The sequence below is a fragment of the Streptomyces sp. NPDC006393 genome (genome assembly GCF_040628575.1).
Lineage (GTDB): Bacteria > Actinomycetota > Actinomycetes > Streptomycetales > Streptomycetaceae > Streptomyces.
Genome location: NZ_JBEXZD010000033.1, coordinates 1 through 20,625, shown reverse-complemented (window position 1 = coordinate 20,625; position 20,625 = coordinate 1). Strand labels below are relative to the sequence as shown.

At 65.3% G+C, this 20,625-nt stretch carries 24 protein-coding genes, 1 tRNA gene and 1 pseudogene; 22 read left to right on the top strand and 4 right to left on the bottom strand.

The window, feature by feature from the left end:
* Positions 1-35: 35 nt before the first annotated feature.
* The gene (locus ABZ484_RS16270) at positions 36-2,075 is read left to right on the top strand and encodes a TerD family protein (RefSeq protein WP_358866537.1); all 2,040 of its coding nucleotides are present in this window, start codon (positions 36-38) and stop codon (positions 2,073-2,075) included.
* 173 nt (positions 2,076-2,248) lie between these two features.
* On the opposite strand, the gene ABZ484_RS16265 is transcribed toward ABZ484_RS16270, so the two are convergent.
* A complete protein-coding gene (locus ABZ484_RS16265) occupies positions 2,249-2,989 on the bottom strand; it encodes a hypothetical protein (RefSeq protein ID WP_358866536.1) in 741 nt (246 codons plus the stop codon).
* A gap of 609 nt (positions 2,990-3,598) precedes the next feature.
* Between ABZ484_RS16265 and ABZ484_RS16260 the strand changes: the two genes are divergently transcribed.
* From ABZ484_RS16260 to ABZ484_RS16240, 5 genes are all read left to right on the top strand, one after another.
* Entirely contained in the window at positions 3,599-4,771 is a 1,173-nt protein-coding gene (locus ABZ484_RS16260; protein WP_358866535.1) for a DNA cytosine methyltransferase, read from the top strand.
* Between the two features lie 18 nt (positions 4,772-4,789).
* Positions 4,790-5,869, top strand: a complete 1,080-nt coding sequence (locus tag ABZ484_RS16255) for a restriction endonuclease, SacI family (RefSeq protein WP_358866534.1) — start codon at positions 4,790-4,792, stop codon at positions 5,867-5,869.
* 479 nt (positions 5,870-6,348) lie between these two features.
* Positions 6,349-7,596, top strand: coding sequence for a hypothetical protein (locus ABZ484_RS16250; protein ID WP_358866533.1), 1,248 nt, complete (start codon positions 6,349-6,351; stop codon positions 7,594-7,596).
* Positions 7,597-8,357: 761 nt separating this feature from the next.
* Positions 8,358-8,549, top strand: a complete 192-nt coding sequence (locus ABZ484_RS16245; protein WP_358866532.1) for a hypothetical protein — start codon at positions 8,358-8,360, stop codon at positions 8,547-8,549.
* A 548-nt stretch (positions 8,550-9,097) separates the two neighbouring features.
* A complete protein-coding gene (locus tag ABZ484_RS16240) occupies positions 9,098-9,658 on the top strand; it encodes an HD domain-containing protein (RefSeq protein WP_358866531.1) in 561 nt (186 codons plus the stop codon).
* Here ABZ484_RS16240 and ABZ484_RS16235 read toward each other — a convergent pair.
* Together ABZ484_RS16235 and ABZ484_RS16230 are read right to left on the bottom strand one after the other, a co-directional pair.
* Complete coding sequence (locus ABZ484_RS16235; protein ID WP_358866530.1) at positions 9,646-10,116, bottom strand: NUDIX domain-containing protein; 471 nt, start codon at positions 10,114-10,116, stop codon at positions 9,646-9,648. The genes ABZ484_RS16240 and ABZ484_RS16235 overlap by 13 nt on opposite strands.
* Positions 10,117-10,154: 38 nt before the next feature.
* Entirely contained in the window at positions 10,155-10,886 is a 732-nt protein-coding gene (locus ABZ484_RS16230) for an XRE family transcriptional regulator (protein WP_358866529.1), read from the bottom strand.
* 155 nt (positions 10,887-11,041) lie between these two features.
* Between ABZ484_RS16230 and ABZ484_RS16225 the strand changes: the two genes are divergently transcribed.
* The 14 genes from ABZ484_RS16225 (at position 11,042) to ABZ484_RS16160 (ending at position 19,137) form a co-directional block, all read left to right on the top strand.
* Positions 11,042-11,392, top strand: coding sequence for a hypothetical protein (locus ABZ484_RS16225; RefSeq protein WP_358866528.1), 351 nt, complete (start codon positions 11,042-11,044; stop codon positions 11,390-11,392).
* 3 nt (positions 11,393-11,395) lie between these two features.
* Positions 11,396-12,748 carry an FtsK/SpoIIIE domain-containing protein gene (locus ABZ484_RS16220; protein WP_358866527.1) on the top strand — a complete coding sequence of 451 codons (1,353 nt, stop codon included), beginning with the start codon at positions 11,396-11,398 and terminating at the stop codon, positions 12,746-12,748.
* An 82-nt stretch (positions 12,749-12,830) separates the two neighbouring features.
* Positions 12,831-13,037, top strand: a complete 207-nt coding sequence (locus ABZ484_RS16215) for a hypothetical protein (RefSeq protein WP_358866526.1) — start codon at positions 12,831-12,833, stop codon at positions 13,035-13,037.
* 2 nt (positions 13,038-13,039) lie between these two features.
* A complete protein-coding gene (locus ABZ484_RS16210) occupies positions 13,040-13,225 on the top strand; it encodes a hypothetical protein (RefSeq protein WP_358866574.1) in 186 nt (61 codons plus the stop codon).
* Positions 13,226-13,301: 76 nt separating this feature from the next.
* Positions 13,302-13,979, top strand: a complete 678-nt coding sequence (locus ABZ484_RS16205; protein ID WP_358866525.1) for a DUF2637 domain-containing protein — start codon at positions 13,302-13,304, stop codon at positions 13,977-13,979.
* A 19-nt stretch (positions 13,980-13,998) separates the two neighbouring features.
* Positions 13,999-14,190 carry a mobile element transfer protein gene (locus tag ABZ484_RS16200; RefSeq protein WP_358866524.1) on the top strand — a complete coding sequence of 64 codons (192 nt, stop codon included), beginning with the start codon at positions 13,999-14,001 and terminating at the stop codon, positions 14,188-14,190.
* A gap of 10 nt (positions 14,191-14,200) precedes the next feature.
* Positions 14,201-14,356 (top strand): hypothetical protein, encoded by a 156-nt coding sequence (locus tag ABZ484_RS16195; protein ID WP_358866523.1) that lies wholly within the window; start codon positions 14,201-14,203, stop codon positions 14,354-14,356.
* 21 nt (positions 14,357-14,377) lie between these two features.
* Complete coding sequence (locus tag ABZ484_RS16190) at positions 14,378-14,695, top strand: SpdD-like protein (RefSeq protein ID WP_358866522.1); 318 nt, start codon at positions 14,378-14,380, stop codon at positions 14,693-14,695.
* Between the two features lie 91 nt (positions 14,696-14,786).
* Positions 14,787-14,969: a hypothetical protein gene (locus tag ABZ484_RS16185; RefSeq protein ID WP_358866521.1), complete on the top strand. Its 183-nt coding sequence runs from the start codon at positions 14,787-14,789 to the stop codon at positions 14,967-14,969.
* A 5-nt stretch (positions 14,970-14,974) separates the two neighbouring features.
* The gene (locus tag ABZ484_RS16180) at positions 14,975-15,634 is read left to right on the top strand and encodes an SAM-dependent methyltransferase (protein WP_358866520.1); all 660 of its coding nucleotides are present in this window, start codon (positions 14,975-14,977) and stop codon (positions 15,632-15,634) included.
* The gene (repSA, locus tag ABZ484_RS16175; RefSeq protein WP_358866519.1) at positions 15,631-17,004 is read left to right on the top strand and encodes a replication initiator protein RepSA; all 1,374 of its coding nucleotides are present in this window, start codon (positions 15,631-15,633) and stop codon (positions 17,002-17,004) included. The genes ABZ484_RS16180 and repSA overlap by 4 nt, the downstream gene beginning before the upstream one ends.
* 11 nt (positions 17,005-17,015) lie before the next feature.
* Positions 17,016-17,189, top strand: a complete 174-nt coding sequence (locus tag ABZ484_RS16170; protein WP_358866573.1) for a helix-turn-helix domain-containing protein — start codon at positions 17,016-17,018, stop codon at positions 17,187-17,189.
* Positions 17,186-18,559: a tyrosine-type recombinase/integrase gene (locus ABZ484_RS16165; protein WP_358866518.1), complete on the top strand. Its 1,374-nt coding sequence runs from the start codon at positions 17,186-17,188 to the stop codon at positions 18,557-18,559. The genes ABZ484_RS16170 and ABZ484_RS16165 overlap by 4 nt, the downstream gene beginning before the upstream one ends.
* Positions 18,560-18,753: 194 nt before the next feature.
* Positions 18,754-19,137, top strand: a complete 384-nt coding sequence (locus ABZ484_RS16160) for a DUF6083 domain-containing protein (protein WP_358866517.1) — start codon at positions 18,754-18,756, stop codon at positions 19,135-19,137.
* Between the two features lie 172 nt (positions 19,138-19,309).
* Here ABZ484_RS16160 and ABZ484_RS16155 read toward each other — a convergent pair.
* Positions 19,310-19,381 (bottom strand) — tRNA-Arg (locus ABZ484_RS16155).
* 136 nt (positions 19,382-19,517) lie between these two features.
* Between ABZ484_RS16155 and ABZ484_RS16150 the strand changes: the two genes are divergently transcribed.
* On the top strand, positions 19,518-20,087 hold the full coding sequence (locus ABZ484_RS16150; RefSeq protein ID WP_358866516.1) for a response regulator: 570 nt from the start codon (positions 19,518-19,520) through the stop codon (positions 20,085-20,087).
* Between the two features lie 166 nt (positions 20,088-20,253).
* A pseudogene (locus ABZ484_RS16145) lies at positions 20,254-20,625 on the top strand (hypothetical protein); the annotation flags it as partial.

The window sequence follows — 20,625 nt, the reverse complement described above, 5'->3', positions numbered from 1 at the left end:
CGGCTTGCATTGGTTGGGGGGATTTCGTGCATGAAATGATCAAGGGCTCGAATGTGGCCCTGTCGGCCCTGAGCGAGAACGTCGGTTCGGTGATCGTCAGTCTGGGCTGGGGGAGCCCGACCGGCGAAGGCGACGCGGACGTCTCGGTTCTTCTGCTGGACATGAACGGCAAGGTTCGCAGCGACGCCGACTTCTACTTCTACAACAACCCGGTCGCCGCCGACGGAAGTGTGCAGCTACTGGGCAAGGCACCGACGGACGACGGAGACGAGGACCGGATCAGCTTCGATCTGACCGCGGTTCCGTCCGAAGTCGACCGCATCGTCGTGGCTGCCAGCCGGTACGGCGGGGCACGTTTCGGGGAACTCGAAGGAGTACGACTGTCCTTGGCGGACGGAAGCGGCGAGGACCTCCTTCGCTTCGCCATCGACGACGCCGACTCGGTGAGCGCGATCATCTTCGGCGAGCTGTACCGGCGCGGGGAAGAGTGGAAGTTCCGCGCGGTCGGCCAGGGCTACGACGCCGGTCTCGCGGGTCTGGCGACGGACTTCGGGGTCGACATCGAGGACGACGCGGCCGCGGCGGAAGCGCAGGACGAGGACGCGACCGACGGCCGGGCGGACATGACAGACCCGACACGTGCCGACAAGCCGAATCCGCAGGAACCGCTGGAGGCCGTCCCGGCACCTCGTCGACCCGACGACGACGCCCGGCCGTCAAGGCCGGCCGCGGCCGCGCGACCGCGTACCGCGAAGAAGAAGGTCACCCTGCCCAGGGCGGTAAAGAAGACCTTGGCGGAGAACGAGTCCTGGAGGGCGGCCCGGCTCTTTCCGGTGTCGGCTCTCAAGAGCGACCGGGACCGCGAAATGCGCGCCACGTCGGTGCTGCTGTCGGTCATGGCACAGGTACCGGAGTTCGGCAGGAGACTCACCGCCGGGTTCGGGGCACCGGCCGGTCGCATGGAGACCTTCACCGAGGTGACCCTGCCGCACGGGGACACACCGCGACGCCCTGACGGAGTGATCCGCGTCGAGCGGGCCGGAAAGCTGTGGACGGCCCTGGTCGAGACAAAGACCAACGGCAATGCTCTCAAGGCCGACCAGGTTCAGGCGTACATGGACATAGCGGCACGCCGTGGCTACGAAGCCGTGATCACACTGTCCAATGACGTCGCGTTGGAGGGCAGCCCACTCGTCGACGTCAAGATCGACCGCCGACGCAAGCACAAGGTGGCTCTCCGGCATCTCTCCTGGGCCGAAGTCGCGCACCAGGCACAGATGCTGATCCGTCACGAAGGAGTCGGCAATGCGGCGCATGCCTGGCTCCTTCAGGAACTGCTGTACTACTTGCAGCACGAGAACTCCGGCTGCCACGGCTTCCAGAACATGGGCCCGGCCTGGGTACCCGTACGCAACGGAATCGACGACGAGACCCTGTGCCAGGGAGACCCGCGCGCACTGGAGGTCGTCGAGAGCTGGGAGCGGCTGATCCGGCAGGTATGTCTCAGGCTGGGCGGCGAACTGGGCCAGAAGGTACTCCCCGTTCAGCGCACCAAGCGGGGAGCGGATCCGGGAGCCCGCCGCAGTCACCTCGCCGACCAGCTCTGCGTCGACGGCAGACTTCAGGCCGAACTGCGCATCGAGGGAACACCGGGCGTCCTGGCGATCAGTGCGGACCTCCGCACGGGCAAACTGCGCACCTCCATCGAGGTACCGGCACCCGAGCAGGGCTACCCCCTGTCCTGGGCGAAACGGCTCATCCGCCACTTGGCGGACGCACCCGCGGACCTTCACGTCGAAACCCTCATCGAAGGGCAGACAGGCGGCCCACGGGGCACCCTGGAACGACTCCGTCCCGAGCCGGCGGACATGCTCCCCAAGGACAACGGCACCCGGATCACCGGCTTCCGCCTGTCCCTGCTCAAGAGCATGGGCAGCACCCGCGGCAACGCGGAATCCGGCTTCATCCGCAGCGTGGACGACGCGGTGCAGCGCTTCTACACCACAGTGGTGGCCCACCTCGACCGCCCAACACCCCGCCGATCCACGTCCAAGGCAGGAACGCCGACAGACTGAGGTGTAGAGCATCCCGGCACCTCGCCGAGACGGCGCAACCGTCACAGCGCACAACGCCGGCAAGGTCGCTGGGTCGCTGGTTCCGCCGGAGGGACCGCGGACCCGGTGACCAGGGTGCTCCACCGGAGACACCCTGGTCACCGATGCCCCGTCGGTCGGCACCCGGACGAGTCCTAGCGAGCGGTGATGGCTTCCGAGACACTGAAGAGCTCATCGCACTCGGCGCACTGGGCTTTGCCGAAAACGTAAGCCAACTTGTGCGCGACATCGGTCCGGCCGTCTGCGACTGCGCGACTGTGGAGTCTCTGGGCCAGCCCCTCCAGGGCTGAGATATCGGCAGGCTGCAGCGGTATCTTCTGTGCCGTGGTTTCGTTCATGTACATGCTGTCCGTGGTCGAGAAGTAGCCGTATTCGCCGAAGGCTATGAAGTTCTCTGTGCCGCACGAGGGGCAGGAGACTTCGTATTCATCGTCGTTCAGTCCGTCGAGCTGTTCGCCCCAGACTCCGACCCCCTCGAAGCCGAGGAGTGCGGCCAGCAAGTAGACGTAGGTGCCGGGGTCGTCGCCGAGGGCGGGATCCCGAAGAGCTTCCTCGGTCAGTACCGCCAGGTCGGACATCTCCGATGCGTAGGCCACGTGGGGATCCTGCTCGCCGTATGGCTGATCAGTGCTGGCTGCGATGGCGCCGGCCAGCATGAGTGGCATCTGTCTGTCCGCGGGTGACCACTGGCGTGCCATGTCTCGCAGCGCGGGCAAGGCCGCATGGCTTGCTGAGTAGACGGTGCCCTGATGGCACAGCCGGGACCAAAGCGCGGTCCACCCCGCATCCCTTGGTTCCGGGCTCACTGCATCGAGCAGGCCGGGTATGTCTTCTGCCGTGCCGTAGGCGTGGTGAAGCTGGGACCAGTCCGTCATGTCAGCGATCTAAGCAGCCGGATGCTCCAAGCCTCACGGCTGGGGCCGCGCCAGTTGCCCCTGCCATGGTGGCAAGCCAATCCGCGCGCCAAAAGGACGCAGTGACCTGCGGCAACGCTCCAAGATCCTGTCCGTGCCTCGTCCCCAGACCTCGACGTACGCCTGCATCGGGCCGCATACGCCTGCACAAACGCGAAGACCCCGACCGCAGCGTTTCCGCTGGTGGCGGGGTCTTTCGGCACCTTCTTCGAGGTGCCCCCGGCAGGATTCGAACCTGCGCACACGGCTCCGGAGGGCGGTTGTGTCCCGGCCGTCTGTGCACGTCACGGGACTGAGCAACCCACGAACATGAGTGCTGGTCCACACATAGTCCACGCCTGCGGTCCATACCGCCAGGAGGTTGGCGACCATCGGGAGCTGGGAGGGATGCGGCTGGTCATGGGCCGCTCGAGCGGCAGGTCCACTTGCAGCAACCGGCGTAGTAGTGATCTCTGCATGGCGCCTTCGACTCGCCTGGCGGAAGGGGCCAGCGGTGAGGGTGGCGAGCTAGCTGGCGCCACTGGAGTGATCACGGTCCCCCCGGAGGTTGCGATACGTTACTGTGGCGCGGTGAACCACGAGCTTCCTGTGATCAGTCTGTTCTCTGGGGCCGGTGGCCTCGATTGTGCCATCGAGAGCTGTGCTGAGCCGCCGCTGGTCCAGGACGGCTCTGGGTCTCCGCTTCGCGTCGCGGTTGCCACTGACTATGAGCAGACGGCTCTGGACACGCTGTCGGCCAACTTCCCGCACACCAAGACGTTGTGTGGGGATATCCAAACGATCCCGACCGCAGAGTTGCTGGAAGCCGGCGGACTGAAGCCCGGCGATCCGACCCTGGTCATCGGTGGTCCTCCCTGCACACCGTTCAGCAAGTCCGGGTTCTGGATCGAGGAGAAGCGCAACAGTGCTGATCCCAATGCCTCCCTCCTCGACGAGTACGTCCGGGTAGTCCGTGAGAGCAAGCCCGAAGCCTTCATCCTGGAAAATGTGCAGGGCTTGACGTACAAGACCCATCAGGCTCAGTTCGACCGTCTCATCTCGGGGCTTAAGGATGCGGGTTACAACCCGACGTTCCGTGTGCTCCTTGCCGCCGAGTACGGAGTTCCGCAGCTTCGCAGGCGAGTATTCGTCGTGGGGCGACGTGACGGTAAGCCTTTCCACTTCCCCGAGACCACGCACTCTGGCGAGTCGGAGCGTGATCGAGTGATTGATCACACCAAGATTCCATTCACGAGCCTTCGCGAGGCACTTGCCGGACTCCCAGATGTTCCCGAGGCCGGAGAAATTATCGAGGGAACTTACGCCGAACTTGCTGCGGAAGTTCCTCCCGGACAAAACTACCTGTGGCATACGGATCGATATGGCGGGCGCAATGAGTTCAAATGGCGCAGCCGCTATTGGACCTTCTTGCTGAAATCAGATCCGGAACGCCCTTCTACAACGCTGCAGGCTCAGCCAGGCCCTTGGGTCGGACCATTTCACTGGGAGAATGTGAAGAACGCCAGCGGAGAAGAGCGGGCCCGTCGCTTTCGCGTTGCCGAGATGAAGCGGATTATGACCTTCCCTGACGAATTCATTTTCACCGGAGGGAAGCGCGAGGTGCAGCGGCAGATTGGTAACGCTGTTCCGGTGGAGCTGGGGAAGGTTGTCGCCCGAGCACTGATGGAGCAGCTCGGATACCTCGATTGTCGCGGAACCAATATTCCTAACCAGGTTGGCCATGAACAGCTTGAACTGATCTAGAGGGTACATGGGGGGGCAGTGGGAATAACAATTAAAAAGAGCACAGCGGAGCAGGTTCTGAGGAAGGCGTACGAGGCGGCCGCTTCGGATGAAACTTTCCTCGAAGACTGGATATTTCTGGCAAGTTCGCTACGCGAGGCAGATGCTCCAAGAACTTACACGGCTGCGCTTGTGACGGCATTGCTCGCGCGTGCATGCGATGACAGGGTCGACCCTCGCTCCATAAAAGAGCAGTATGGCGACCGCGCCTTCTCTCTGCGTACCCTTTGCCATGGTGTAGTGGTTCCGATGTCTGTGGAACTCGGCTTTGATCTGGGGGCGACGGGCCGTGAGCCGATCAACAATCAGCCGTTCTTCCGCTACGACCATTACAGCGAGATCGTTAGGGTCACAACGAAGGCACGCCCCTATCTGGACCGAGTAAGTAATGCGCTCGCTAGGGTCGACGAAGAAGACTTTTCGACTGAAGAGTCGTTCCAAGCGCTCGCTGCTGTCTTGGCAGTTTGCATCGCTGTGGCGAACAAAAAGCGCCGGGTTGCTGTCGGTAGTGCTATCGTTGAGGCAAGCCTAATTGCTGAGACGCAGAGCTTCGTCGTGAGCGGATACGACGTTCCGCGGAAGCTACAAGCCTGTGTTGCGGCTGGCCTTGATATGGTCTACAGCGAGGTCGTCTCGCGAAGGATCAACGACCCCTCCCGTGACTTTCCCGGTGACGTCCAGGTGCTTTTGGACGGCGATCCATTGCTCACAGTGGAAGTGCGGGGAAAGAGTGTTTCGGCGGAGGGGCTTGAGCAGTTCGTCAGCAGCGCAGCGTATGCCGGCTTCCGTCGAGTCGCGCTCATGGTCGACGCAGCGTCCCATGTGTCGCTCATGTCAACCGATGTCCTGGCCAGCGAGCTTGAGCGGAAGTACGAGTGCATCGTCAAGGTGAACGAGAGCGTGTCGAGCTTCCTGCGTGATGTATTTGTCTGGTCGCCTCGCGACACTCACTCGATCCTGTCAGCCTTTCCTGAGGCGATGTATCGGCGAATGATCGAGATCGAGGTGCGTGACTCCGAGGTGGAGCGGTGGACGAAGCTCTTTCCTGAAGACTCGTGAGCTTGTGCTGCCGCAGCCTATGTGCCAGCCGTTTCGGTCCGGCCTGATGGAGTGACAAGACAGGCCCTTCCAATGATCGACTTCGCATGGCTGGGCGCTCACGTCATGGAAGTGAGGCAGGGCGCCGGGGTTTGGCCGGTGCCCTGCCTCATGCGGACGTTAAGTGTGTGAGGACTTGGCATACGTCCACGGGCGCGTGGTGATGCTGCCGGCTTGAGGACTGCGCAGCGCGTTCCCACCCACTGGTTCACCGCTCTGCGGCCACGCACAGGTGATTGATCGAGGGACCTCGCTGCCTTAGTACCGAGAGAGACCGGTGCTTGTTGGCACCTACACGAGTATGATTGAGCGACTAGCAGCCGACGCGATCACCTTCATGTGTGACGTTTGGGGGGGTAATGGGAAAGACTATCCTGCGTGCCACCGATGTTTTCGGTATAACTCGTGATCTTCCCCTGAATTATGTCACACGACCGTCAGTGGACGATGAGCTGGTCGCCGCACTATCTCGTGATCAACATCTTGTGATCTATGGCAGCTCGAAGCAGGGTAAAACATCGGTACGCAAGTACCACTTGAAGGATGATGAATATATCGTCGCCACTTGTTCGAACAGGTGGAATCTTGGTCAGCTTAACTCCACCATTCTTAAGCAGGCTGGATATACGGTTGTGCTTACCGAGAAGCGTGCGGCGAGTGGCAACTACAAGATTCAGGCCAGCACTAAGATATCGGCCAAACTGTTCGGTAAGGGACTGGAAGGAAGTATCGGCGGGGAAGGTGGTCGGCAGCACACAGATGAGTTGACGACTGCCCCGCTAGAGTTGGACCCATTCGACGTCAATGACGTAATATGGGCGCTTAAAGAAATCGGCTTCGACAAGTGGATCGTCCTGGAAGATTTCCATTACCTCCCAGAGGAGACTCAGAAGGATTTTGCGGTAGCACTCAAGGCATTTCATGAGAGTTCTAGCTTCACCTTCATCGTTGTTGGGGTCTGGCTGCAAGAAAATCGACTAGTACAGTTCAACGGTGATCTGAGTGGGCGGATAACAACCATCAATGCCGACAAATGGCTGCGCTCGGAGCTGGAGGAGGCGATTGATCTCGGCGAGAAGAAGCTTGATATAAAGTTTGATTCATCTTTCCGTGAGACCTTGCTGAATAGTTGCTACGACAGCATATATGTCGTCCAGGAATCCTGCTTGCAGGCTTGCATTAAGAACGGTATTCACGAAACCCAGCGGGTAATTCGGACCGTTGACGTTGCCGACACCGCAAATGCCATCATTAAAGAGGTGGTGGATAAGCAGTCGGCTAGATTCAGCGACTTTCTCACAAACTTTGCGGTCGGCTTCGGGCAGACCGACCTGGAGATGTATCGCTGGCTTTTGGTTCCTTTGGTGGCGGCCTCAACAGATATGCTGGAGAGCGGCCTACAGTACCGTTACATTCGGCGCAAGCTCTCTCGCGTGCATCCGCGAGGTTCGTCTTTGAACGCTGGGAATGTGACGCAGGCGCTGAAGGGAGTTGCAAGCCTTCAGGTGCAGCAAGGAGTCAAGCCACTTGTCCTGGACTACGATCAATCGCTCAAGCGGCTAAACATCGTGGATCGTAGCTTCCTGATTTGGTTGGTCCAGCAAGACAAGGAAGACTTGCTGGACTTGATTGATGTGCCGTTGAGCGTTCTTGAATCCATGGGGTCAGAAGAAGAGGAAGAGGAATAACGGAGACACCGTCGGCCATCGATGAATGTGCGGTGGTCGACGGCGCTTGTCTCCCTGCTGTCGCCTTACCACCGACGAGCTGGCCAGGACGACATTACACGGCCTGTGCTTACAGAGTGACGGTAAAGCGCGAGCTTTGTTTCCTGGGCCTTTTCTGAGGCGGCGTCAGGCGAGAGAAACCGGCCGGTGGAGTCTCAATGGCCGAGTCAAGCGCACTTCCGAGGTCGTGGAGCACCTGCTTGGAAGATCGCGTATGTGCTCTGTGCCTGGCCGGAGGGGAGGGTGACCTGCAAGTTCCTGTGTTGGAGCCATTGCTCACCGTGGATAACCATGGGGCGCCCGTCAACCGGGCACGTGGAGGGTACGGGTCTGGCCATCTTTCTGTGGTAGCCTGATCGGCGAGCGATGGGAGTGCCCAGGTGGGATTCCTCGCTTCCTACCTGAAGGGTTCGGCCGGGTGTCGAACGATCAGGACTGACCTTCCTCTTCTTCGCACCGGCGGAGCCGAGGCTGAAGGAAGCGCCAGAAAGATCATACTTATTCACTCCCCCTGAGGGAGTAGCGGTTGTGGGTCCCATCGTGGGCCTGCGGGTTGCTCAGCACCTGATAGCTGAGCGTAGAAGTAGCAGATCAGGATGATCTGTCGCTGAGCCCCCGACTGCCGGGCAGGGCCTCAGTTCTGACCACATCTCGCGCGTGGTCGAGCTGAGCCTGCCCTTGTGCGCGCGGTTCGACCACCTGTTCAGAAAGGTGCCGGACCTGTGGGTGCCGGAGTCTTCGTTCCGGCCAGGGTGCTTCTCCTCCTCATGGGAGTGCTGTTCTCCCTGGTCATCGGCCTCGTAGCTGTGATCATGATGCGCGCGACGGGCGTATCGATGGTGAATTCGATCTTCAGGGGCGGCGCCGCCTTTACGGCGTCGATGCTCATCTGGATTGGTGCCATGGCGCTCTGATTCGCCAGTGACCTGGTGTGCATGCGTCTCTCCCGCCGCATAGCACATCAGGTCGGCGGAGCGGCTTTGGGCTGGAGCTGCTTTGGCGCGAGTGATCAGGGCCCATTACGCTAGCCCGCGAATCGGGCAGGCTTGTGGGCCTGCCCGTTAGTGCCCGATTTTGGGCCCTGATCTTCGAGGCTCGCGCCAAAGTGGCTGCCTAAAGCCGTGGAGCCGGCCGCCCCAGCCACGACGGTTCTCTGACCTCGGCGGGGCCGTCTCACCCTTACCCCGGCCTGGTCTTCGCCCCCTTGCGGGCGCGGACGGGCGCCGGCGCGCGGCCCCGGTGACGAAGGCAAGGAGGGGCGGCGCGCCGGCGACCGTCCGGCGCCGCCGCGCTGTGCGCGGCACCTCCGATCTGTGATCGGACTGCTTGCAGTTCAGGAGGCCGGGAGCAACGGCGAGCGGAGCGAGCCCTTGATGATGTAGTGAAACTTCCACCGCGCCAAGATCAGGAGCGTCTGAACAGGGCTGTCCGTATGTCTGCCCCGTCGGCTACCGTGCGTTCCATGTCATCTGCCTTGGACACGCCCCAGGGGGCGGCCGAACTGGCTGAGTCCCTGTTGCCTCCGCTCGGAAACCGCTGGTTGCACACCCAAGCTGTCGCCCAACGTGCTCGCGAGGCTTCGCCGGCCGTGGCCGAAGATGACTGTGATCTCCTGATCGCTGCAGCATGGCTCCACGACATCGGTTACGCCCCGGAACTGCGGGACACCGGTTTTCACCCGCTCGACGGTGCGCGCTACCTGGAAACTCTCGGTGCGCCTTCACGTCTCGTGCGGCTGGTCGCCCACCACTCCGGTGCCGTGTATGAGGCTGAGCAGCGTGGCCTGACTGCTGAACTGGCCGTGTACGAGCGGGAGGACTCGCCAGTCCTGGACGCGTTGATCTACGCCGACATGACCACCGGTCCCGCGGGGCAGTCCTTCGACTTCGACGAGCGCATGGACGAGATCTTGGTGCGGTACGAGCCGGGCAGCGAAGTGCACACCGCGATCAGCAAGGCTCGGCCGTACCTGGGTGCCGCTGTTGACCGTACGCGCGCGCGTCTCGCTGATCAGCCGATGTAAGGCTCGGGCCGGTCGGCCATGCCGTGATCGATCCGCATGCGCATGGACGGGTGGATGTTCAGCTCGTCCAGCTTGCTCGGAGCGACGAACGCCACTTCCTTGCTCTCGCTGCTCGTCCGTACCTCGCCGCCCGTGATTCGAGCCCGGAAGCAGATGGAGAACTGCTGCCGGACTTCGCCGTCGTCGTACGCCATGACGTGGGCCGGATTCGTGTAGATGCCGACTAGGCCGGTCACCTCCACATCGATCCCGGTTTCTTCCTTTGTCTCGCGCACGGCGGCGTCGGGCGCGGACTCTCCAACATCAACCCCGCCTCCGGGTAGCGCCCACAGATCGTTGTCCGTCTTGTGGATCAAGAGGACTTCCCCAGCATCGTTCGTGGCCACCGCGGTGACCGAGGGAACGATGCTGTTCGCCTTTGGGGCGTTCGGATCGTTGAAGTAGTCGACACGTGCCATGCACCCAGCGTCGCATGCCTCGGTGCCGAAGCGATGGGCTACGCGGGCCGTCCTCGCTCCCATGCGTAGTCGAAGCTCCGCATGTAGTGCCGGAACGTGCGGGCGCCGGGGAGGTAGCGGAAGTGCAGGACAGGGTTCTGTCCGGCTGGCGCACCGAGGACGTGCGGGTTCACCAACACGTCATCGTCGAACCGGTAGAGCGAGTTGTAGAGGATCGTGTCGTGGAGTCGAACCTCAACACCTGGCGTGGTCATCGCCGGTTCGAGGTAGCGACGGGTGATCCGTGCGCGCGCCGCCAGATCGCCGCCGATACCCTCCTCCTCGCCCCGCTGCCGGACGGCTTCTGAGTCCGGGTCTCCCAGCAGGATGCGCACCTGGGCACCGGCCTTCGCCTTCTCTGCCAACAGGTCCGGCAGATCTGGGTGGCTGTCGAAGAGGAACAATCCCGCGTAGACGAGGATCCCGACTTGGTCTGTCGCCTTCTCGATCAGAGATGACCACAGCGACGCGGGAACGGCGCCCCGATGCGGGTAGTACGTGATCAGCTCGGAGGTGCTGGCAGTCTCGGCCTGCTTCTCTACGGAGGGCCAGAGATACACCTCGTCGACGCCCAGGAAGCTCGCTGCCTTCCATCGGTGTCCCCGGTGCGGCGTACGGCCCGTCGTGATCCATCGCTCGACGCTCTTCGGGTCCACACCGACGTGCTTAGCAACCGACTGGATCGTTGCGCCTTTTGCCGAAATCGTCGCGCGCAGACGCTCGTTCGCCATGACGTGCCCTTCTCTGGGACGTTCCTGGGACGTTTTGACGATAGCTCAGACGTCCCTAAACGTCCATACGGACCGTGCTGTGTCCACCACCTTTCGCGGTCTCCTGATCTCACCGCCGGACAAGGCGGTTCCGCTCCGAGATTTGGAGACAGACGATGCGTCAGATCCCCGTCGAGACTTCCGGCGCGACTGTGATGGTCGCTCAGCCTCCGCAGAAGAAGGTTGTCAACCGTCAGACCGGTCAGTTGGCCGTGGACCGTGACAGCGGCGAGACCCTGTGGACCGTGGACGTGGTGTTCATCATGAACGGCAGCGCCGAGGTCATCAGCGTGGCTGTGCCCGAGTCGGGCATCTCCGGTGAGCTGGCCATGGGCGCCCCCGTTGCTCTTACGGGCCTGGTCGCTCGGCCGTGGGAGAACGAGTTCAACGGCCAGAAGCGGCACGGGATCTCGTTCCGCGCGGTTGCGGTCACCTCGCTGGTCGACAACTCCGTGAAGGCGGCCTGAGCCATGACGTGGCTGACCGTCGCCCTGGTGCTGGTCGTCGCCGCTGCGGGTCTCCTGCGGTGGCGGCGCCCCGCTTGGTACTGGCTCACGTTCGGCGTCATCCTGGCGACTCTGCGGGTCTTGTTTCGGTACGCGTCGGTGATGGACGCCTGCGGACTGACGGTCCCACCCTCGCGCTGGCGCCTCGCCCTGGCTCGGACAACGAACCGACCGGTTCCCGGCCCCCGCGCTCCGCGCATCCTGCGCCTGCGACCGACCCGGACCGGTCTGGTGCTACGGCTCAAGCTCCGTCCTGGGCAGGACGCGTTCGACGTGGCGGCCTCGTGTGACCGGCTGCGGCACTCGTTCGCCATGTACGGCGTGACCTCGCGGGAACTGCGTTCCAGCGTCGTGGAAGTGCGGATGACCGGCTACGACGTGCTCAAGCGGGTGCAGATGCCGGCCAAGACCGACGCGCGCCCGATGCGGATCCCGGTCGCTCTACGCGAAGACGGAGCCGTGCACTACCGCGACTACCGGGTGATCCCGCACGGGCTCACGCTCGGCGCCACGGAGTCCGGCAAGTCCGTCTATCAGCGCAACCTCGTCGCCGCGCTCGCCCCGCAACGGGTCGCCCTGGTCGGCATCGACTGCAAACAGGGTGTGGAACTGTTTCCGCTGGCCCGCCGGTTCTCCGCGCTGGCCGACGACCAGGACACCGCCGCCGAACTCCTCGACGCCCTGGTGTCCCACATGCGGGACGTCTACCAGGTCATCCGTGCCGAACAGCGCATCACCGCTGACGTGCCGGATGCGGAGATAGCCGCCGACATCTGGGACCTGCCGGAGCACCTACGCCCGGTGCCGATCGTGGTCCTGGTCGACGAGGTCGCCGAACTCGCACTGAGTACGAAGAAGAACGACCCGCGCCGCGATCGCATCATCAAGGCCCTGGTCCGTCTGGCCCAGCTCGGTCGAGCCGCCGGCATCTACCTGGAGATTTGCGGGCAGCGCTTCGGCTCCGAACTCGGCGACGGCATCACCATGCTCCGTGCCCAGCTCACCGGCCGGACCGCACACCGCGTCAATGATCAGTCCAGCGCCAACATGGCATTCGGTGACATCGCTCCGGACGCGGTCCTCGCCGCCATCCAGATCCCCACCGACATGCCCGGTGTCGCCATCACCGGCGACTCGACCGGCGGCTGGGCCCGGATCCGTGCCCCGCACACCTCGCTCCGTCAGGCCGTCAACATCTGCAATCGGTACGCCGACCTGGCCCCGGACCTGCCCGCCCTGGCCCCCTTCCGGCCCCTGCCCGGCATCCCGAAGCCTGCCGACGCGCCGGCCGTCGAGTCCGTCCGGGCCACTGCCTGATCCCTCCCGCTCCACGGTCGGCGCGACCGCATCGCGTCAGGTCCCTACCCGAGCCATGCCAGAAGAAGGGAGATCGCCCGCCATGTGCCCCGACTGCGAGGACTTCACCCGCACCGTGGTGATGCTCGGCGACCTGGCCCTGTACGCCGACAGGATCGGCGCTGACCAGGACTTCATCGACACCGTGGGCTCGTGCCTGGCGGCGTCGCTGCCCGAGCCGTCGCCCGGCTCCTTCCCGCCCGGTTACGACCCGAACGAGGGCCCCGAGTACCCCGGCGAGGGGTGGTGACCGTGCCGACCGCGAAGAAGCCCGCCGCCCGCCGCAAGCCCCGGCCGAAGAAGTGCCCCGACTGCAAGGGCACCGGCGAGATCACCGAAACCGTCCGGGTCGGCGCACGTAAGGGCCGTGCCACCGACGACCGGCAGACCGGGCTGTGCCTGACCTGCTGGGGATCCGGCGAAGCGACCACCGACTGAACCCCTGCCGGGGCTGGGCGGCAGGACCTCGATCCCCGCCCCGCCCCTGGCCCAACCCGCAAAGGGAGGTGACGACATGACCCGCTCGATCCGCCCGGACGCCGTCCTCGTACAGGCCGTCATAGCCGGCGCTCTGTCCTTCGCCCACCTTCACGACCTGGCCGCCGCCGCCGGACAGTCCGGCTGGAAGGCATGGGCCTACCCGATCAGCGTCGACCTGCTCCTGGTCGCCGCCTGGCGTCGGCTTCGCAACAGCGGCCCGTCCCGGCTGGCCTGGTGCTGGTTCCTGATCGCGCTGTTCGCCTCGCTCGGCGCCAACGTCGCCACCGCCGGCTTCCTCGACCTGGCCAACCCGCCCGCGCTGCTTCGCCTTGGCATCGCCGGATGGCCCGCACTCGCCTTCCTCGGCGGCACCCTGCTCGCCCACTCGACCACCGACCCGGCACCCGCAACGGCGGCTCCCGCCCCGGCCACCGAACCGGATCCCGAGCCCACCGCCGAACCGGAGCCCGCTCCGGAGCAGGTGACCGCCGCCGACGACACCCCGGCACTACCCGCCGCCGACCCGGCCCCCGCCCCCGCCCCCGCTCCGATTCCTGAGGTGGCGGTCCCGGCTCCGCTGGTCGCTCACGCGCGCAAGGTCGCCGCCGACCACCAGGCCCGTACCGGCTCCCCGATCGACACCGACACCCTCCGCGCCCGCCTCGGCGTCCCCGCACCCATGGCCGACGCCATCGCCGCCCAACTCGCTTGAATAAAAAAGGAGTTCAGCCATGCCCATGCGCGAATTCTTCCGCTCCGTGATGCAGATCGGGCCGGTGCAGATCGGCACCCACCGCGATCGCCACGGCCATACCAAACACGCGGCCGTGTGCACCTCCGACGACTGCGGCTGGTCCGCCGACTACTGCAGCCAGTCCGCCGCCCAGCTCGCCGCCCGCACCCACCGCTGCCGCGTCCGCTAGGAGGCTCCCCGTGCAGGTCCCGCTCTGGTTAGCGCTACTCGTCGTCGGCTACCTCGGCGTCAAGCTCATCCGCCCGCCGGCCTGGCTCATCGCCGTGCTCCTGCTCGGCGGCTTCCTCCTCGCCGACAGCGTCCTCGCCCCCGCCATCAACGGCCTCATCAAGTAGCCCTCGGAAGGGAGTTAACCGATGCTTCGCCCGAAGATCCCGACCATGCCCACCCCGACCGGGCACGTCACCCCGCCCGCCGTCGTCGAGCCGACCGCCATCGTTCCCAGCGTTCAGAGCCCGCCGGTTGCCCCGACGGCCCCGGCTCCGTCCCGCCCGGTGGTGCAGCTCACCCCTGGCACCGTGCTCGCCCTCGTCGGCGGCGGTACCGCCGTCGTCCTGGTCGTCGGCGCCGTCCTGGTCTCCATGCTGCTGGCGGTCGCCATCACGGGCGTCTCGGTCGCCGTGGTCGCCGTCGTCCTGCGCTCGCTGCTCGCCTCCGAGACCAAGCGGCGCTGACCGGCCCCCGGAGCGGCCTCGGTCGCCAAACTTCCGCCGCTCCGGGCGCCTTCCCTTCCCGATCCACCGGACCAGAAAGGCACGGCCCATCATGCCCCAGAGCAACCCGAACCTGCCGATCTGCCGCGACTGCGACGGCTTCGCCACCGTCGCCATCGACATCGGCATCCGCCACACCGACGGCACCCGCGTCACCCTCCGCGTCGACTGCTCCACCTGCAAGGGCACCGGCCACACCGCCCCCGCCTCCGCCCTCGCCCGCACTGGGAGGTGACCGCCGTGACTCTCCCCAACGGCTTGCGAGTACTGGATCTGTACTGCTGCCAGGGCGGCGCGGCCTGGGGCTACCACCTCGCCGGCTTCGAGGTAACCGGCGTCGACAAGGACGCGCAGCCCCGCTACCCCTTCCGGTTCGTCCAGGCCGACGCGATCGAGTTCGTACGCAAGCACGGAGCAGAGTTCGACTTCATCCACGCCTCCCCGCCCTGCCAGCGCTACACCCTCGCCCAGCGCATCCAGCACCGCGACCACCCCGACCTGATCGCTCCTACCCGCGCCGCGCTCGAAGCCACCGGCCGCCCCTGGGTGATCGAGAACGTGGAGGAAGCAGCCCCTGAGCTGCGGGACCCGGTCACGATGTGCGCGGCCGTCTTCGGGATGCGCACCTACAGGCACCGGCTGTTCGAGACCGGCGGCGGCTTCACCTTCACCCCGCCCCGCCACCGTCGGCACACCGCACCGCTGACCAAGATGGGCCGCCCCCGGGCTGAGGGGCACTTCGACCACTACGTCGGCAACTTCTCCGGCGTCCAGGAAGCCCGCGCCGACATGGGGGTGCCCTGGATGAACCGCGACGGCATCCGCGAGTGCATTCCGCCCGCCTACACCCAGTGGATCGGTACCGCCCTGTATGCCTCCCTGCTGGAGGTCGCCGCGTGACCGACACCGCGACCTTCGCGGGCCTGGACCCGGTCACCTTGGGGGACCTCTTCCGGGTGGCCGGGCTCCCCGGCTTCGACCGCTGGCAAGACCAGATCAAGCGCACCGGTGGCTGCGCCGACCCCATCCACCTGCGTGGCTGGGTGGTCCACAAGGACAAGGTCACCGGCGAGACACTGCACCGCTACAGCACCGAGAACGAGCCCGGCGGCCGGCTCCGCGTCGCCTGCGGCAACCGCCGGGCCTCCCGCTGCCCCGCCTGCGCCTGGACCTACGCCGGTGACACCTACCACCTGATCCGCGCCGGGCTCGCCGGCGACCCGGACAAGGACATCCCCGCCACCGTCCGCGACCACCCGCGGGTGTTCGCCACCTTCACCGCGCCCTCGTTCGGCCCGGTCCACAACCGGCCCGACCGTGGCGCCTGCCGCTGCGGCACCCGCCACTCTGCCGACGACTCCGCCCTCGGTACGGCGCTCGACCCGAGCACGTACGACTACGCCGGCGCCGTGCTGTTCAACAACCACGCGGGTGAGCTGTGGATGCGCACCATCAACCGGCTTCGCCGTGAGATTGCCAAGCGGGCCGGGCTGACACAGCGCGAACTCGCCGAGACCTGTCGGCTGTCCTACGGCAAGGTCGCCGAGTTCCAGAAGCGGGGCACCGTCCACTTCCATGCCGTGATTCGCCTCGACGGTCCCGACGGAGCCGACTCCGCCCCGCCGTCATGGGCCACCACCGAGCTGCTCACCGAGGCCATCCGCGCTGCCGCCGCACACCCGTACAGCCGCGTCAGTGTCCCCGCCGCCGGCGACGAACCCGCCCGCACCTTCCAGTGGGGCCGACAGCTCGACGTACGGCCGGTCAAGGCGTTCGGGGACGGCTCCGACCTCACGGAACAGGCGGTTGCCTCCTACGTGGCCAAGTACGCCACCAAGGCGGCCGAGAACACGGGCACCCTGGACCGGCGCGTCGGCGAACTCTCCGAACTCGACCGCCACGGCGTCCCCGATCACGCCCGGCGTCTGATCACCGCGTGCCGAGACCTGGATGAGCTGTACCCGGACCGGCGTCTGTGGGCCTGGGCTCACATGCTCGGCTTCCGCGGGCACTTCTCGACCAAGTCCCGCCGCTACTCCACCACGCTCAGCGCCCTCCGCCAGACACGCGCCGACTACCGCGCCGCACAGGAGCGCGCCGCCCTCGGCCTGGACGATGTCGAGCCAGACACCGTGCTTATCCTCGCCGATTGGCAATTCGCCGGACACGGCCATACGCCCGGCGAGTCCGTCCTCGCTGCCACTATCCGGCGGGACCTTGAACTCAACCGCGAAACCGCTCGTGAAGCCTTGGAAGGAGAACTGGCGTGAAAGACGAGCTGATGACCGTTCCGGAAATCCTCGCCGAACTCAAAGGGATATCGCGTCGGACCTTCTACCGCTGGCGAGAGTTGGGGCAGGCTCCACGAGCTTTCAAACTGCCCAACGGCGAGCTGCGCGTGTGGCGGAGCGACTTCACCGCCTGGCTCAACAGCCGAGAGGGGGCTGCGGCATGAAGTCACTCGACGTGAAGGTCTGGAGCGTTCGGAAGCGGAACACCAAGAAGCCTTCCTATGACGTCCGATGGAATGTTGCCGGCAGCGTGTTCTCCGAGCAGTTCCGGACCAAGGGCCTTGCGGACCATTTCCGTTCCAAGCTCCTCCTTGCCACCCGTGAGGGCGAAGAGTTCGACACGGTGGCCGGGCTGCCTGACTCACTGGTCGAAAAGGCACCTTCGAAGACCTGGTATGCCTTCGCGCTGGACTACCTGGCGATGAAGTGGCCACACGCGGCACCGAACACCCGCAGTGGGATCAACGAGTCGTTGACCGCCGTGACTGTAGCTCTCCTCGACGATCGCCCTGGGCGGCCGTCCGATGACGAGCTCAGGAAGGCGCTTCGTAACTGGGCTTTCGTCCTTCCGGGCCCGGAGGGTCGTGATTTGCCGACTGAGGTGGCGAACACGTTGCACTGGGTCGCCAAGGCGTCGCGCCCTCTCTCTGACCTCGGTGACCCTGCGATCGGTAGGGCTGTGCTGGACTCCCTCAAGCTGAAGCTTGACGGGACAGCGGCGGCAGCGGAGACCGTACGGCGCAAGCGACGGACTCTCGTCAATGCAATGCACTACGCGGTAGATCTCGGAGAGTTCAAAGAGAATCCGATCACGGGTATCCGCTGGAAGAAACCGAAGGTGGCCGGGGAGGTTGATCCCCGAGTAGTGGCCAACCCAGAGCAGGCGCGCTCGCTGCTTGCTGCTGTCTCGTACGTCGGTGGGTTCCGCCGTGCGCGGGGTCGTCGACTCGTCGGCCTGTTCGCTTGCATGTACTACGGAGCCTTCCGCCCGGCTGAGGCTGTCGGCCTCACGAAGGCAGATCTGAAGCTGCCAGAGACCGGCTGGGGGACAGCCCTGCTGAATCGGACGCGCCCCAGTGTCGGCAAGCAGTGGACGGATTCCGGAGAGACCCACGATGACCGAGGTCTCAAGAACCGGCCGGCCGAAGAGGTCCGGATCGTGCCGATCCCACCCCAGCTCGTCGCCATCCTTCGGCAGCACCTCGACACGTTCGGGACTGCCGAGGACGGGCGATTGTTCACCAATGAGCGTGGGGGAGTGGTCGGCTCCTCGACGTACTACCGTGTCTGGCAGGAGGCTCGGGCGTTGGCGCTCCCGCCGGCCGCGGTTGCTTCTCCGCTCGCTTCTCGTCCGTACGACCTTCGACACTCGGCGTTGTCGACCTGGCTCAACTCCGGAGTCGACCCGACCGAGGTCGCCGAACGGGCCGGGAACAGTGTTGAGGTCCTACTGAGCCGCTACGCCAAGTGCATCGATGGGCGGCAGGAGATCGCCAACCGCAAGATTGAAGAGCTGTTGCGCGAATACGAGTGATCGCGCTCAAACGATGGCAGCCCCCAGCCCACACAGGCCGGGGGCTTCGTCGTCTCTCAGCCGCATTCCGGCAGTCGGTGGTTGCTAGATGCACCTGCCGCGTCGTGTTCTGTTTCAGCAATAGGCGATTTTCCCAGGAGTCCCGTCTGATTCGCGGTCTACGCATTCGCGGCTGGGCTGTTGACCCTCACGGTATGGGGGCTTCTGAGGAGTGGTCGCGTCGGCTCGGTAGTGGGCGGTCCCGGTGCCCGTACTGCGGGCTGGTGGGGGACCGGGCATTGACGCTTGAGCACGATGTGGTGCTGCTGGAGCCGGACATGGCCCCGCTGGCCCACACGGTGCCGGCGGAGCATCGGTGGATCGAGTTGTCCGATGGACGAGTGACCGTCTACGGCGTGTGTCCGCCGGATCCGTTTCAGCGGTGCCGTGTCGAACACCGGCTGGCGTGCTCGGAACAACCGCTGCCGGATCTTTGGCCGTGGCTGACGGCACTGCGTGACGAGAACGCGCGGCGAGCGGAGCGATTGGCGGATCCAGAGCCGCCAGAGCCCCCGGAGCAATGGCCGGATGCCGGGTAACGGTTCCTTGAATGCGGGGGCTGACCTGGGCGGATGCTCCAAGACCCTGTCCACAAATAGTCCACAGACCCCGTCATAGGGCCGCTCAACGCTGCATACGGCTGCACATACAAGAAGACCCCGTCCTCAGCGTTTGCGCTGGTGGCGGGGTCTTTTGGCACCTTCTTCGAGGTGCCCCCGGCAGGATTCGAACCTGCGCACACGGCTCCGGAGGCCGTTGCTCTATCCCCTGAGCTACGGGGGCGGGTCGGGCGCGGTGTGTGCGCCCGGCGACGGGTAGAACATTACCAGCTCTCGCGGGGTGGTCATGAACGTTTTCCGGGGGGTCGGGTGGGGACGGTGTCCACTCCGTGGGGTTGTGTCCCCCGGAGGGGGTGGAAGTGGGGAAAACCCGGACGCGGTGGCCGGTCTGGACCTACTCTCGAGTTGTGCCAGGGGCTTCCGGCCGGGTGCTTGTTGTGGACGACAACAAGGTCATCCGGCAGCTGATCAGGGTCAACCTCGAGCTCGAGGGTCTCGAGGTCGTGACCGCGGCCGACGGTGCCGAGTGTCTGGATGTCGTGCACCAGGTGCGGCCCGATGTCGTCACCCTCGATGTCGTCATGCCCCGGCTCGACGGGCTCACGACTGCGGCCCAACTGCGTGCCGATCCTCGTACGCGTGACCTTCCGCTCGCCATCGTCAGTGCCTGTACGCAGCACGAGGTCGAGGCCGGGCTCGGGGTCGGGGTCGACGCCTTCCTCGCCAAGCCCTTCGAGCCCTCGGAACTCGTCCGGCTGGTGCTGGGGTTGGTCGAGGGGCGGCGGGCCGGTGTCGGGTCCAGTGGGTCCAGTGGGTCCTGTGGTGGCAGTGGCAATGGGGCAGGTGGTCACTGTGGTCACCGTGGTCCCAGTGGGTCCTCCGGGGGCGGTGGGGGCGAGTGGGCCGGGTACGGCAGTAGCAGTGGGTGAGCTCGGCCGTCGTCGGTGAGCCGTCGGTGATCCGTCTGTGAGTCATCGGCGAGCCGTCTGTGAGTCGTCGGTGATCCGTGCGGGTACCGCGCGCCGGCGTCCACATCCCGATATCCCGGCGAAACCGGTTCGCCTACCCACCCCCCTCCTCCCCTACGCTTGTCCCGTGACCCCCGTCGAGCTCTCTCGTACCGTGCTGCACGCGGTGCGCCGTGCTGTGGACGTGGGGGATCTGCGGGTGAGCGTTCCTGAGCGGGTGGTCGTCGGGCCGCCGGGGCCCGGGGGGTGCGGGGACTACGCCACCAACGTCGCCCTCCAGCTCGCCCGGCCCGCCGGGCAGCCCGCCCAGCACGTCGCCCAGGTGCTGCGCCGGCATCTTGTCGCCTGCGACGGCATCGACGACGTGTCCGTCTCCGGGCCAGGGTTTCTCAACATCAGTCTTCGTGACTCGGCCGGCGGCTTCGGTCGTCTCGTCGCCGAGGTGCTGGAGTGCGGTGCCCGCTTCGGCCACGTCGAGCAGGGGTCCGGGCGGAGCGTT